We start from the raw sequence: 15424 nt of genomic DNA on the forward strand, positions 1-15424 counted from the left end.
AAATAGTTGAATTTAAAAATGACTATTAGTATATGCTTTTTTTATTGTAATAGCGGATTTTGCTGTATCTTAAAGCAAAAAAGACGAAAGTGGCTTAAAATTAGACAAATATAACGACTAAGCATTGACAAGCATTTTAAACCGTTTATTATACGCATCAACACCTTCCCGAGGTGGTGAAATTGGTAGACGCGGCGGACTCAAAATCCGCTGTCAGAGATGACGTGTCGGTTCGAGTCCGACCCTCGGGACCATATATTAAAAAGCCCTCAAGCACATTAAGACTTGAGGGCTTTTTTTATTGTCTAAGTATTATAATGACTAGCTTTGTTGGTGTATTAAGTCATAGATATCCGGATCATCAAGTATCGTCGTGATATTGCAAAATAATCCCGCATAAAGTGTTTTAGATAATTCATTCTATTCATATTTTAATAACAATACGCGGATTAACTTTGAATGTTTTTGTTTGGTTATTTGGTTGAATTTAAACTATGATGGCAGTGATATAAAAATGTTAAAATTTATATGAAATGTGTTGTTGCTAATAAATGTTATGTAAAAGAAAAATGGAGAAATACAGGTGAAATTATTAGAAAATGGTGAGGAAAGAGAACAATTAAGTAGCTGTAATTTGTCTTTATTACTTGGTGTGCTTACAGAGGATAATCGTATCGCTAATTTTTTAAATTTTGCTTGTGAATATTTAAAGATCAATCATGCTATTTGGTGTTTTAAAGAAGAACCTTATGGGTGGTATTTTTCTCAACAAAACTGTCAGGCCTGTGTGATCGCGCCATGTGATGATTTGGATGATTTGGATGCTTTGTTTGATAATGATTTATATATTGATCAATATCATCCTAAATATGAGAAAATTTCTAATTATTTTAATTGCTTAGGGGTTTGCCACTCACGTTTTGTCTTAATTGCATTAAAACATCAATACCAAACCATTGGACATGTAATTTTATTTGATGATCAAGCACATCATTATGATACTCAACAACTTCCTGTGATTTTAGAGTTTATAAAAAACTTGATGCATATTCTTGAATTACGTCAAGAGTGTAGTGAATTAAAAGAAGTATATGAACAGCAATCTGCACTTAACTTTAGTAAAACGAAGTTTTTTCAAATTATTGCCCATGATTTAAGGGCGCCTTTTCATGGTTTATTGGGTTTTTCTGAGGTGTTGGCTCAAGAGCGGCATACGCTGGATCAAAATGGTATTCAGGATATTGCAGATTATTTATTTGATACGGCACAATCTACCTATCATTTATTAGAAAGCCTATTAAATTGGGCAATGGCAGAGGGCGGTCGTTTTGTTTGTCATCCCATTAATTTTGATTTATTTCAATCGAGTCAAATTGTCATGGATGTTTTGGGTGGTTTAGCTATAAATAAAAATATAAAACTCATCAATAATATACCTAAAAATATGAATGTTTATGCTGATATTAATATGATTACCTCTGTGTTACAGAATCTGGTTTCAAATGCACTTAAATTTACGCCAGTGGACTGCTTTGGCGAAGTGATTTTATCTGCTGAAGAGCATAATACGCATATTCACATTTCGGTTTACGATCGTGGATTAGGGATGTCTAAAGTACAAATTGAGCGTTTATTTGAACCTAAACTGACTGTGAGTATACATAAAGGGACAGGCGGTGAAAAAGGTGCAGGCTTGGGATTGGTGTTGTGCAAACGATTTATTGATTTAAATCAAGGTACGATTTCGGTTGTATCACAAGAAGGTCAGGGTACAATTTTTAAAGTAAGCTTGCCTAAAGCACAGGTTCTTCATAAGGCATTTGCATAAAATTTTTAAAAATAGCAATTGAACTGTTATAACTATAGTAATGGGATATTCAGCCAATGCTTTAGGTTTAAAAATGAATGTAGAACAATTGAAAAAAACATTACGTGCCAGTCAATATGCTGAGCAAATTGTTGAAAAGCATAAAATATTATTGGAAGAAGATTATAAAAAAGATCACTTTGCCACAGCATTAACCCGTCATCAATTAAGTCAAATGATTGAATCAACTTTACAGGGTATTGTTGATGAGGTGATTTGGATGCGTGAAATACGCATTTTACGTGCACGTTTAATGTTTCGCTGGATTTGGCAGGATGCCAATCAGTTGACCAATGTTGTTCAATTGACACAGGAACTTTCTGATTTTGCAGATCTTGCTTTATGCGTAGCAAAAGATTTTGCACGTATTCCTTTGGTTCAAAAATATGGAGAACCGATAGGTTATAGTGGGCATTTGCAAGATTTAATTATTATTGCGATGGGTAAGCATGGTGCACAAGAACTGAATTTATCTAGTGATATTGATTTGATTTTTGCTTTTGATGAACAAGGCGAAACCAATGGGCGTAAATGTATTGAGGTACAGCAGTTTTGTATTTTATGGGGGCAAAAACTCATTTATTTATTGGATCATATCACGGCTGAAGGCTTTGTTTTTCGGGTGGATATGCGTTTGCGTCCTTGGGGAGATGGTTCCGCATTGGCAATTAGTTATGCCGCTTTAGAAAAATATTTAAGTCAGCATGGACGTGAATGGGAGCGCTATGCATGGATTAAAGCACGTATTGTGACTGGTGGAAAAGAGGGACAACAATTATTAAAAATGACCCGTCCTTTTGTCTTTCGTAAGTATGTCGATTATACCGCTTTTGAAGCTATGCGTGAAATGAAAGCCATGATCGAACGTGAAGTACAACGTCGTAATATTGAGGATGATATTAAGCTCGGTGCTGGTGGAATTCGGGAAATTGAGTTTATTGTACAAGTCTTTCAGCTTATTTATGGTGGCTCAAAATTAGAGTTACAAGATCGCCAATGCTTAGTCAGTTTACATCATTTGGGTGAAACTGAGCTGTTAGATCCGAATGTTGTGATTGAGCTAGAAGATGCATATTTATTTTTACGTCGAGTTGAGCATGCTATTCAGGCCTTAAATGATCAACAAACACAATCTTTGCCTACTGAAACAGATTTGCGCCAACGGATGATTGATACATTGGGTTATCTGTCATGGGATGATTTTTTAACCGTCTTAAATCAAAAACGTGAAAAAGTGATTTTTCAATTTGAGCATTTGATTAAGGAAAAAGAAACTGAACCTTTGGTCAATAGTTTTTCTCAAATAGAACAACAGCTCAATGATGTTTTAGATGAAAATGCTAAGAATTTAGTGTATGAATTTTGGCATGGTCATGCATTAAAGAAGTTACCCGCAAAAGCAATCCAGCGTTTAAAAATATTTTGGCCACATCTGATTGAAGCTATTTTACATTCAGATAATCCACAAATTGCACTAGTGCGTTTGATGCCTTTGGTTGAATCTGTACTGCGTCGAACAGTGTATTTAGTGATGTTGATTGAAAGTAAGGGTGCATTGCAGCGTTTAGTTAAAATGGCAACCGTCAGCCCTTGGATCTGTGAAGAGTTAACACATTACCCAGTATTATTGGATGAGTTTTTATCCATGGATTTTGAGTTACCTAAACGTCAGGATTTAGAAGATTCATTACGCCAACAATTATTACGGATTGAAATTGATCAAATTGAAGATCAAATGCGTGTTTTACGATTATTTAAAAAATCCAATGTATTAACTGTGGCGGCCAGTGATGTATTGGCAGAAAGTCCATTAATGAAAGTCTCTGATGCCCTAACCGATATTGCCGAAGTTACGGTCAATGCAACCTTACATTTAGCTTATGAAATGATTGCAAAAAAACATGGTTATCCTGTAGATGCAGAGGGACAGCGTTGTACCCTAGATCGCATGGCATTTACTGTGATTGGTTACGGTAAGGTTGGTGGAATTGAGTTGGGTTATGGCTCAGATCTTGATTTGGTTTTTATCCATTATATGGATGAGCAGGCTGATACCAATGGTCAAAAACAAATCAGTTCGTTTGAGTTTGCGATGCGTGTAGCACAGAAATTTATGTCATTGATGACCACACAGACATTAGATGGGCGTGTCTATGAAATTGATACCCGTTTACGTCCCTCTGGTGATGCGGGGTTGTTGGTGACCAGTTTAAAGGCTTTTGAGCAATATCAATTTAAAAATGCATGGCTTTGGGAACATCAAGCATTGGTTCGTGCCAGATCAATTGCGGGAGAAAAAAGTTTACGTGCTAAATTTGAATTATTACGCTGTAAAATTCTGACCTTACCACGAGAAGAAACTTTAGTGCGCGAAGAAGTATTAAAAATGCGTCAAAAAATGAAAGATCATCTTGGTTCATCGAAAGAACAGAAAAAAGAAGGAATTTTTCATTTAAAACAGGATGCAGGAGGTATCGTTGATATCGAATTTATGGCACAGTATGCAGTATTGGCATGGAGTGGGTCGAATCCTGATCTCGCCCATTACTCCGACAACGTAAGAATCCTTGAGGATGCCGCAAAAGCAAATTGCTTATCCAGCAGCGACGCGACAGCATTGATTCAAGCTTATCTTCGTGAACGCGCCGAGAGTCACCGCTTAGCCCTTGCAAATCAATCCATGCAAGTGAATGCTGCGCAGTGGCATAGTACCCGAGAGGTCGTTTGCAAGCTATGGCAAAGATTAATAGATCCAAGTGCAGAATTTGCGTTGGATAAGAATGACTGTGTATAAAAATTTGGAGTGTGCGCCATGAATTTGGCTGATCGTGATGGTTTTATTTGGCAAGATGGACAATTAGTTGACTGGCGTGAGGCAAAAACTCACGTTTTAACGCATACATTACATTATAGTATGGGCGTATTTGAAGGTGTCCGTGCTTACGAAACTCCGAATGGAACAGCAATTTTCCGTTTAAAAGACCATACCAAACGTCTCTTGAATTCTGCAAAAATTTATCAAATGAAAGTACCATTTGATCAAGCAGCATTAGAACAAGCACAGATTGATGTGGTACGTGAAAATAACTTGGCGTCTTGCTATTTACGTCCAATTATTTTTATTGGTTCTGAAAAATTAGGTATTGCAGCAACTGATAATACAATTCACGCTGTAGTTGCCGCGTGGAGCTGGGGTGCATATCTTGGTGAAGAGGCAATGGCGAAAGGTATTCGTGTTAAAACCTCATCGTTTACTCATCATCATCCAAACGTCACCATGTGTAAAGCAAAAGCATCAGGTAATTACACGTTATCGATTCTGGCTCATCAAGAAGTTGCACATGCTGGTTATGATGAAGCAATGCTTCTCGATCCACAAGGTTATGTTTGCCAAGGTTCTGGTGAAAACGTATTCTTGGTGCGTGATGGCGTGATTCATACTCCAGATATCGCAGGTGGTGCATTAGATGGAATCACTCGTCAAACGATTATCACGATTGCACGTGATCTTGGTTATGAAGTGATTGAACGTCGTATTACACGTGATGAGTTTTATATTGCTGATGAAGCATTCTTCACCGGTACAGCAGCAGAAGTTACACCAATTCGTGAATATGATGACCGTGAAATTGGTGAGGGTTGCCGTGGTCCAATTACCACGCAAATTCAACAAGCATTCTTTGATGCGGTACAAGGTAAAAATCCAAAATATGAACACTGGTTAACTTATGTAAAATAAGTCGATCTTTGATCTTATTTATTAAAACCGAGTTATTGATATAACTCGGTTTTTATTATCCATATAGTTAATAGTTTGAGTCTCTAGCTTATAAAAATATTTTAGGATAAGACATCTCTCTATCGATCAAAAATATTGTGATATGTAAGCTTTCTTTATATTATTTGAGAATAATTATAATAATATACTTCTATAAATGTCTTTTTCTACTCTTATATGTTTATAATTGCAATAAAAAGATCTAGCCTAAACTCTTTCATGATTAAAACTCTTATATATAAAGCTAAATGCATTAGGATGCTATTTGTTTCTGATGAAAAATATTTGAAAAAACGATTTATTAAAAAATTAGGTTATATACCTGATTTTAAACAGCCGAAGACCTTTAATGAAAAAGTAACGGCACGAATGATTTTTGATAGAAGCACAGTTTATACCACACTTGCAGATAAATACGCTGTCAGAGAGTTTATTGTTAATAAAATTGGTGAGCAATATCTTGTACCACTGATTGGGGTGTATCGCAATTTTAATGAAATTGATTTTATGCAATTACCACAGCGGTTCGTATTAAAATGTACCCATGATAGCGGTAGTGCAATTATTTGTAAAAATAAACAGCATTTTGATTGGTCTGTTGCAATAAAAAAAACCAATGCCAATTTGCAACAGAATATGTATTATCGAAAGAGAGAATGGCATTATAAAGATATCTTACCTCAGATTTTAATTGAAGATTATGTAGAGTTATATAGAGATCCGACCACACAATCTATCATTACGACTTGTCGTGTACATTGTTTTGAAGGTCAAGCAAAGTATGTGGAGGTTGATGTTTATGCTGCTGATGGAGTGGAGTATTCTAATATTTATGATGAATCTTGGAGCTTACAACCATTTACTGTTGATTTAAAACAAAATACACCTATCTCCATTGCTCAACCATCGCAGTTTAAAAAAATGTGGCAATTAGCAGAAAAGTTGTGTTTTTTAGATGGTTATAGTCGAATAGATTTTTTACTATCTACAGATCACGTTTTTTTTAGTGAAATTACCTTAACACCCAATACGGGTAGAATGGTAATTTCACCGCCAGAGTGGGATCATAAATTAGGTCAATTCTGGCATAGCTTTTAGCAATATGATTTAAATATTGATCACTGTTTAGAGCATCATTTGTATTAAAATAAATGATATTTGCCTAGTGATATAATAATGTTCTAGACTTGATAAAAATGACGGTACCAATCTACAAACTGCTGAACACCATCATTGACTGAGGTTGCTGGTTTATATCCGACACTTTGCTCTAAAGCATGACTATCAGCGAAAGTATCCGGTACATCACCTGGTTGTAATGGTAATAGGTCTAAGATGGCCTCTTTGCCGACAGCTCTTTCAATGGCACGAATGTATTCAATGAGCTTGACTGGGTTATTATTGCCAATATTAAAAATACGAAAAGGTGCATTACTTGTCGCTGGATCTGGTAACGAACTATCCCAATTTGGATTAGGTTGGGCAATTTGATCGCTAGAACGAATTACGCCTTCAGCAATATCAGTGACAAAAGTAAAGTCACGGGTATGATTGCCATGATTAAATACAGGAATTGCCTGACCTTCAATAATATTTTTAGTGAATTTAAATAATGCCATATCTGGACGTCCCCAAGGCCCATAAACTGTAAAGAAGCGCAATCCAGTAGTGGGGAGTTGAAATAAATGGCTATAGCTGTGAGCCATTAATTCATTAGCACGTTTCGTTGCAGCATAAAACTGTATAGGATGATCTACACCAGCTTGTTCACGAAATGGCATCGTGGTATTTGCGCCGTAGACACTACTGGTGCTGGCATAGGTTAAATGAGGTGTTTTTGCGTAACGGCAGGCTTCAATGATATTGGTAAAACCAATAATATTACTTTCAACATAACTCATTGGATTTTCTAATGAATAGCGTACACCTGCTTGTGCTGCTAAATGAATAATACGATCAAAGTGGTGTGCTCTAAAACATTGCTCTACTGCTGTTTTATCGGCCAAATTAGCATGAATAAAAGAAAATTTTGAGTCTGTAGATTGAGCTGTTTCTTTGAGTAAGTTGATACGTGCTTGTTTAAGTTCGGGACTATAATAATCATTAAGATTATCAAAGCCAACAACCTCATCACCTCGTTCTAACAGCTTTTTTGAGACATGAAAGCCAATAAATCCAGCAGCGCCTGTGACTAGAATTTTCATTCATCTCCTCCAAAAATATCTCGTGTATATACTTTATCTTGAACATCACTGATTTCTGGTGAAATACGATTTGCCACAATGACATCACTTAATTTTTTAAATTCATTTAAATCATGAATAACGCGGGATTTAAAAAACGCCGTCTCTGTTAAGGCGGGTTCATATACAATAACATCAATGCCTTTTGCTTTAATGCGCTTCATAATACCTTGAATTGCAGAGGATCGAAAATTATCTGATCCACTTTTCATGACCAAACGGTAAATACCCACAGTAGATGGTTGACGTTCTAAGATAGAGTCGGCAATAAAATCTTTACGTGTACGATTAGAGTCTACAATTGCTTGTATGAGATTACTCGGTACTTGGTGATAATTCGCTAATAATTGCTTTGTATCTTTAGGTAAGCAATAACCGCCATAACCAAAAGAGGGATTATTATAGTGATTGCCAATCCGTTGATCTAAACACACTCCTTCAATGATTTGTTGTGTATTCAAGCCAAATGTCTGTGCATAAGTATCTAATTCATTAAAATAAGCAACACGCATTGCTAAATAAGTATTGGCAAATAATTTAATTGCTTCAGCTTCTGTTGCATCAGTAAAGAGTATTGGACTGTCTTTTTTAATTGCACCTTCAATGAGCATATGAGCAAAACATTCGGCACGCTCAGATTTTTCTCCAACAATAATACGTGATGGATACAAATTGTCATGTAGAGCTTTACCTTCACGTAAAAATTCTGGTGAAAAAATAATATTATTTGTATTGTACTTTTTTTTAACTTTTTCGGTAAAACCAACAGGAACAGTTGATTTAATGATCATAATCGCTTTAGGATTAATAGCTAAAACATCTTCAATGACACTTTCTACGCTTTGAGTATTGAAATAATTGGTTTGTGTATCATAGTTGGTTGGCGTTGCAATAATGATAAAGTCAGCATCATGATACGCTTCAAATTTATCTGTAGTTGCTTTGAAGTTTAGAGGTTTATTCTGTAAAAAATCAGAAATATCAAAATCTTGAATAGGTGATTTTTTTTGGTTAAGTTGCTCAACTTTATGTTCTATAATATCAAGTGCAATCACTTCATGATGTTGTGCAAAGATCATGGCATTGGATAAACCAACATAACCTGTTCCGACGACTGCTATTTTCATATTCACTCGATTTGAATTCTCTATTTTAGTTTGCGATATTTTGCAAAGTTTTATCATGGATAACTGAGTAAAATCGCCTAGATATCATATCATAATCTTTCAGTGTAATTTATTGGAGAAATAAAATCAGATACAGTAACTTGTATTGAGTAATGGTATGATATTCATTGCGATATTGGTGGATGATAGATCGATGCAAATAAACGAAAGCCAAATACTGTCACATGGCTCAAATGAGCAAGAGCAGAATGTTATTCTGTGTATGAAGTGGGGACATAAATATGGGGCAGAATATGTCAATCGTTTATATAATATGGTTAAACGTCATACGACTATCGATTTTAAGATGGTATGTTTGACAGATCATACAGAAGGAATTAATCCAGCTGTTCAATGTTTCCCTATTCCTTCTTTAGATCTGCCAGCGGGTAGCCCAGAGCGAGGATGGAATAAACTCTCGACATTTGAACCTAATTTATATGACTTAACGGGGAATGCATTATTTCTCGATTTAGATGTTGTGATTGTGGATAATATTGATGGATTTTTTACCCATCCAGGTGAATTTCTGATTATTCATGACTGGAAACGTCCTTGGCGTATTACAGGCAATAGTTCTGTTTATCGATTTAAATTAGGTGCATTTCCACAACTCATGACTTATTTTCGTGAAAATTTTGATGAAATTCGTCATAAGTTTCGCAATGAACAAGAATATTTATCTTGGTATATGGATCAGCAACAAAAATTACAATACTGGCCAAATGATTGGTGTAAGAGTTATAAGTATCACTGTCTACAAAAAATTCCATTGGCATTTTTTAAACCACCCATTAAGCCGAAAGATGCCAAAATTATTATTTTTCATGGTGAAGTTAATCCACCAGATGCCGTGAATGGTGGAGGCGGAAAATGGTATCGTTTTGTATTACCATCTGACTGGATTAAAGATGCTTGGCAGTAATTACAAGCATTACTTATCATTAATGATATAAATGGAACAGCAAATGCACGAAATTGATATTGTGGTTGCATGGGTAGATGGTCATGATACCAAACTCAAAAAAAAACGCCATCAGTATATGACAGGGCAAGATACTTCGGATGCTATTAACGAGACAAGATTCGCTAGTAATAATGAAATTTATTATAATATTGCGTCTATTTTAAAGTATGTGCCATTTTGTCGACATATTTATATTGTGACAGATCAGCAACAGCCTCAATGGATTGATGAGTTTGCTCGACAAGGTTTATGTGATACGCAAAAAATCAGAATAGTAGATCATACCGAAATTTTTACAGGTTATGAACAGTATTTGCCAACATTTAATACCCGCTCTATTGAAAGTATGTTGTGGAATATTAGAGGTCTATCTGATTATTTTATTTATTTAAATGATGATTTCTTTTTTAATTCAGTAGCTAAAATTGAAGATTTTTTACAGCATAATCAATTGGTTGTTTATGGTCATTGGCAAAGTAACTTGTTGTTAAAAATTAAACTAAAATATCGTCAATTTTTACATGCAAAATTTGCCAAACCTGTTCAGCCAAAACACATGATTGCTCAAATGTTAAGTGCAGATATTTTAGGTATGAATCAGTTTTTTGAGATTCATCATTATCCACATATTGTCGATCGAAAAATTCTAAGAGATTATTTATTGGCGCATCCACAGCGATTAGAAACTCAGCTTAAATTTAAATTTAGGAATGTGGCGCAAATTAACCCAATTACATTAATGAACCATTTAAAAGTTCAAAAGCAGCAAGCAATTTTAAAGCCTGATCTTCCTTTAGCTTATTTAAAAAATGAGCAAACTTTAGATAACTTTATTATCGCTATACAAAATCAAGATATTAAATACGGTTGTATTCAAAGTTTAGATCAATTTAGTCAGCCTGCTGCTGATCAAGTATTAAATGCAATGTCGGAAAAATTTACAGATTTTTTGCCAGCTTCACTTCATATAGCGAATTAAATTATGAAAATTGTAACTTATTTAATTAATTTAGAGGGTAGTGAAGAGCGTCTTACCCGAGCAAAAGCACAGTTAGATGCAAACGATTGGTCTTTTGAGCGTTTTGCTGCATATGATGGTCGTGGTAAAGTATTATCTGAGTTTGATGATTATCAAGATGATTTAGCACAGCAACATCTGGGACGTAGTTTATTAAATGCTGAGCTAGGATGTTATTTGAGTCATCTAGGCTGTGCTGAAAAATTTCTCACTACGGATGCTGATTATTTACTCGTACTTGAAGATGATATGCAAATCACAGCAGATTTTTCTGAAAAGATGAATACGATTTTTAATTATCTAGATACACATCGAAATTTAGATTGGTATCTGGTCAATATTGCGGCAAAGAAAAAAAAATTTTCTAAAGATATCATACAATTCAATAATTTTACGCTTTGGCATGCATATTATTTTCCAATTCGTGGCTTGGGATTGATTTGGTCTAGAGCAGGTGCAGCAGCATTTTTAAAGCAAGCAAAGCCTATTTACCAACCTGTCGATATTTTTTTCCAATCTTGGTTATGCCAAAATGGTAAGGGTTTAGCTGTTTGGCCTGCATTAGTTCGACCTGCTGGACTAGATAGTGATATTTTAGGTACAGTGGCTGCTCAAAAAATTTCACGCAAACAAAAAGAAAATCGTAGTACCTCTTATGAGCTTAAAAAGCAAAAACGTATGTGGCGTGATCGTTTTTATGCATTTAAAAATTTAATACGTAATCAATAGCGCTTTGTATATGATGTGCTCTCTTTTTATTGATTGATCGTGATGATCATTGAATAAATGTGATTTCAATAAAATTTAATAGTATGATCATATGATTAAATTGCTACTTAAGTTAGCAAAGTAATTTAAGTTAAATAGTGTTGGTTCTTTATATTGAAGTGGATGTTTAGTTGTTATGCAAAATTATGTGATTAGTTTAACTAGCGCAGATCAGCGCCGTCAGCACATTGAGCATGAGTTTAACAAGCATTCCATTGACTTTAAATTTTTTGATGCATTAACTCCTCAAGATGCCAAACCGCTTGCAGAAAAAATGCAGCTAGATATCCATTCTGAACGAATTACAGGAGGGGAGTTAGCATGTTTTATGAGCCATGTATCATTATGGCAAAAAATGTTAGATGAAAATATTCCTTATATGGCTATTTTTGAAGATGATATTTTTTTAGGTGAAAATTCTAATCAATTTTTATCTTCATCTGATTGGTTAAAAGAAGATTGGGCGATTGTTAAACTAGAAGCTTTTTCTAATAAAATTTTACTTGGAAAAACTGAACAAATTGTAAATACAAGCAGAGAAATTGCAGTATTAAAATGTAAGAATTTAGGTACAGCTGGTTATATTTTGTCGCAAAAAGGTGCAGCAGCATATTTGGAATTAATTAAAAATTATGAGCTTATTCCATTGGATGAAATGATGTTTGAGTTTTATTTAAATCATGGATCATTAAATATTTATCAAATGTTACCCGCATTATGTATACAAGAGATGATGCTTTTTCCTGAAAAAAAATTAGCTCTACCTAGTGATTTATTACAGGAGCGTAAGCTGCGAATGAAAAAATTTAAAAAGAAAGGTTTGACTAAATTTAAAGCTGAAATTTCACGTATTATAAAACAAGTTAAACTATTATGTGCTGGGAAAATTTTAGAGTTTAAATAAATTAAAAATATAAATAATATAGTAAATTTTTACTATATTATTTTACTTAACTTTTTTGCTAAAAAGTAACCAAAAAAACCTAATTTTAAAAAAGATAATATATATCGTTCTTTTTTATTTTTAATTAATTCGGGTGGAATTTTTTCGTTATAAATTAAATTTGAAAATTTATTATAATTTAGTTGAGCAATTTTTTTACCTTTATATTTTAGAGATTCTTCTATATAAATATTAAAAAAATGGATAAGTGGTATGCCATATATTTTATTATATTTACAACTATTGATTAGTTTTAATATGATTAATTCGCAACTGTTTAAAAGTTTATCTTTTATAATGTATGATATATTTCGTGTAGTACTATTATTTATAATTCTATAATTATAAAGATAATCAGGTATAAGGAATATAGTTTTAGCACGATTCATGATATCACAAATAATAAATGCATCTTCAAAATGAGATAAATTAGAGGGGAATTTTATATCGTTAAAAAGATCTTTATGATAAACACGTAACCATGAAAACCAATCATTTTGATTAAATATTAAATATTTTAATTCTTTATTAAAAGTGTTGTTTCCTTGGATTAACTTTAATTTACTATCATGATAAAGATGGTAATTTTTTTCAGGATTTTCACTAAAATAACAGTATGCATTAAATTGTATAATATCTGGTTTGCTTTCTATGGCTAAAAGAATTGACGTTAAATAATTTTCTAAAATAAAATCATCAGAATCAATAAATGTAATATACTCACCTTTGGCAATTTGTATACCTGTATTTCTAGCTTCACTAACACCTTGATTTTTTGTATTTACTATATTGAAAGCTATTCTTTTTTTTTCTGGTAAATTTGATAAAAATTTTTCTATTAGTTGTAGTGAAGTATCAGTTGAGCCATCATTAATCAAAATGATTTCTACTTCTTGATTGAAAATTTGATTACTAATACTGATTAGACATTCTGTAATATATTTTTCAACATTATAAACAGGAATGATAATACTTAAGATTGTCATATAACTAATATAATTAAACATTTATTTAAATATAATGTTAATATAATATATAATAAAAAATTAAGCTATATTTATTTATATTGATTAGAGAGTTGTTAATGTATATTTTTGTAATTAGTATGAAAAATGAACAAAAAAGACGAAGCCATATTAATAATCAATTTTTATCTAAAAATATAAAATTCAACTATTTTGATGCGATTGAGCCTAATAAAGTAGATGAATTATCAGAACAATTATCTATACCCTTAATAAATACTAATTTAACAGGAGGAGAAAAGGGCTGTTTGCTAAGTCATGCTGCTCTATGGAAAAAAATGTTAGATGAAAATTTAGATTATATTGCTATTTTTGAAGATGATATTTTTTTAGCAGAGGATGCAAACTATTTCTTATCAATGAGTGATTGGATTCCTCAAAATGTTGATATTTTAAAAATAGAAGCATTTGCTGATGATGTTATGATTAAATTACATTCTAAGATTAAAATTAATAATAAAAGAAAATTATATGCACTTAAGGAACGACATCTAGGAACGGGTGGATATATTATATTCAAGCAGGGGGCTAAAAATATACTTGATTATATTAGGAGCCTTCAAGAAATAACGCCTATTGATAATATTATTTTTGAAAAATATATTGCTAATCATGATGTATATCAAATGTTTCCAGCATTATGTATTCAAGATTTTATATATAATAAAGAAAATATTAATTTTTTAAGTGGTTTACAACATGAAAGAGAAATTAGGCAAAATAAAGAGATTAATAATATTTCCATTAAATATGGGATACTCTGTAAAGTGCGTAGAGAAATTTTAAGATTATTTTTTCAACTATATAATTTACATTATAAAATATGGAAACGAAAGATTAAATTCAGGTAGAGTATTCTACCTGAATTTAGATTTTATATAATATCTAATGATTTTGATAAGATTATAAAAATTAATTTGATTTGCTAATTCTTTTAAAAAATTTTTATTATTCAATATGTTTTTATCAAGAAGTTTATTTGAATAATAGTGCGAATGGATCATATCTTTATAACTATGATTTTTATTATTATCTATCCATGAGCCAATAAAATGATGTGAAGCATAATTCATCGGTAAGTCAAGACAAAAGTAATGCGACGCATATATATGAATCGTATTTTTTTGATCTTTGCCAATTTGGTTATTGTTATTATAAGGATTAATATGATAATCATTTTCTAAGATAGCACTAATTGTTATTGTATTGGCAGGTTCAGAGATATTAAAATCTTTGTTTTCGTAATAAGCTAACATCCTTTGGGTAAGTGAATGTTGTGGACAACTTCCCCATACTGCAGAAGTAAAACCAATACCAGGTGCTTCAATACAACTAAATGCTTCACATTGTAAAAAATCATTTAAGCTATGTTTAAGTTCAACATCTGTATCTAAATAAACTCCACCAAAATTATGTAGTGCCCAAACACGAACATAGTCTGATACAAAAGCATATTTTTTTTGTTGATAAGCACTTAAGACAAATGGATGTTGATCAATAGAAAAGCTATTTTCATTCCATAGCCTGATTTCCCATTCTGGACATTTATTTTGCCATTCATTTATATAATATTGTTGCTGTTCAGGAATACTTTTTTCACCAAACCAGCAGTAATGTATAATTTTCGGAATCATATTTATCCTAACTAT

At 32.7% G+C, this 15424-nt stretch carries 13 protein-coding genes and 1 tRNA gene; 10 read left to right on the forward strand and 4 right to left on the reverse strand.

All coding sequences use genetic code 11. The annotated features are described in order from the left end of the window. Positions 1 to 167 precede the first annotated feature (167 nt). The 5 genes from QSG86_RS06850 (at position 168) to QSG86_RS06870 (ending at position 6743) form a co-directional block, all read left to right on the forward strand. Positions 168 to 254 (forward strand) — tRNA-Leu (locus QSG86_RS06850). A 323-nt stretch (positions 255 to 577) separates the two neighbouring features. Next, positions 578 to 1828, forward strand: a complete 1251-nt coding sequence (locus tag QSG86_RS06855; RefSeq protein ID WP_317032693.1) for a HAMP domain-containing sensor histidine kinase — start codon at positions 578 to 580, stop codon at positions 1826 to 1828. A 73-nt stretch (positions 1829 to 1901) separates the two neighbouring features. Continuing rightward, entirely contained in the window at positions 1902 to 4661 is a 2760-nt protein-coding gene (gene glnE, locus QSG86_RS06860; RefSeq protein ID WP_317030806.1) for a bifunctional [glutamate--ammonia ligase]-adenylyl-L-tyrosine phosphorylase/[glutamate--ammonia-ligase] adenylyltransferase, read from the forward strand. A gap of 18 nt (positions 4662 to 4679) precedes the next feature. Further along, a complete protein-coding gene (locus QSG86_RS06865) occupies positions 4680 to 5606 on the forward strand; it encodes a branched-chain amino acid transaminase (protein WP_317030807.1) in 927 nt (308 codons plus the stop codon). Positions 5607 to 5864: 258 nt separating this feature from the next. Then, on the forward strand, positions 5865 to 6743 hold the full coding sequence (locus QSG86_RS06870) for an ATP-grasp fold amidoligase family protein (protein ID WP_317030808.1): 879 nt from the start codon (positions 5865 to 5867) through the stop codon (positions 6741 to 6743). Positions 6744 to 6826: 83 nt separating this feature from the next. Here QSG86_RS06870 and QSG86_RS06875 read toward each other — a convergent pair whose 3' ends face one another. Beyond that, entirely contained in the window at positions 6827 to 7849 is a 1023-nt protein-coding gene (locus QSG86_RS06875) for an NAD-dependent epimerase (RefSeq protein WP_317030809.1), read from the reverse strand. Then, complete coding sequence (locus tag QSG86_RS06880) at positions 7846 to 9015, reverse strand: nucleotide sugar dehydrogenase (protein WP_317030810.1); 1170 nt, start codon at positions 9013 to 9015, stop codon at positions 7846 to 7848. The genes QSG86_RS06875 and QSG86_RS06880 overlap by 4 nt, the downstream gene beginning before the upstream one ends. Before the next feature lie 193 nt (positions 9016 to 9208). Between QSG86_RS06880 and QSG86_RS06885 the strand changes: the two genes are divergently transcribed. The 4 genes from QSG86_RS06885 (at position 9209) to QSG86_RS06900 (ending at position 12711) form a co-directional block, all read left to right on the forward strand. Beyond that, positions 9209 to 9979, forward strand: coding sequence for a glycosyltransferase (locus QSG86_RS06885; protein ID WP_317030811.1), 771 nt, complete (start codon positions 9209 to 9211; stop codon positions 9977 to 9979). A gap of 43 nt (positions 9980 to 10022) precedes the next feature. Next, entirely contained in the window at positions 10023 to 11000 is a 978-nt protein-coding gene (locus QSG86_RS06890) for a capsular polysaccharide biosynthesis protein (protein ID WP_317030812.1), read from the forward strand. A 3-nt stretch (positions 11001 to 11003) separates the two neighbouring features. After that, entirely contained in the window at positions 11004 to 11768 is a 765-nt protein-coding gene (locus QSG86_RS06895) for a glycosyltransferase family 25 protein (protein ID WP_317030813.1), read from the forward strand. Between the two features lie 175 nt (positions 11769 to 11943). Beyond that, positions 11944 to 12711, forward strand: a complete 768-nt coding sequence (locus QSG86_RS06900) for a glycosyltransferase family 25 protein (protein WP_317030814.1) — start codon at positions 11944 to 11946, stop codon at positions 12709 to 12711. 32 nt (positions 12712 to 12743) lie between these two features. Here the strand turns inward: QSG86_RS06900 and QSG86_RS06905 are convergent, their stop codons facing one another. Further along, positions 12744 to 13736: a glycosyltransferase family 2 protein gene (locus QSG86_RS06905; RefSeq protein ID WP_317030815.1), complete on the reverse strand. Its 993-nt coding sequence runs from the start codon at positions 13734 to 13736 to the stop codon at positions 12744 to 12746. A gap of 119 nt (positions 13737 to 13855) precedes the next feature. On the opposite strand from QSG86_RS06905, the gene QSG86_RS06910 reads away from it, so the two are divergent. Further along, positions 13856 to 14626 carry a glycosyltransferase family 25 protein gene (locus QSG86_RS06910; RefSeq protein ID WP_317030816.1) on the forward strand — a complete coding sequence of 257 codons (771 nt, stop codon included), beginning with the start codon at positions 13856 to 13858 and terminating at the stop codon, positions 14624 to 14626. A gap of 6 nt (positions 14627 to 14632) precedes the next feature. Here the strand turns inward: QSG86_RS06910 and QSG86_RS06915 are convergent, their stop codons facing one another. Further along, entirely contained in the window at positions 14633 to 15409 is a 777-nt protein-coding gene (locus QSG86_RS06915; protein ID WP_317030817.1) for a glycosyltransferase family 32 protein, read from the reverse strand. Positions 15410 to 15424: the final 15 nt, after the last annotated feature.

Source organism: Acinetobacter sp. SAAs474 (assembly GCF_032823475.1).
Classification (GTDB): Bacteria; Pseudomonadota; Gammaproteobacteria; order Pseudomonadales; family Moraxellaceae; genus Acinetobacter.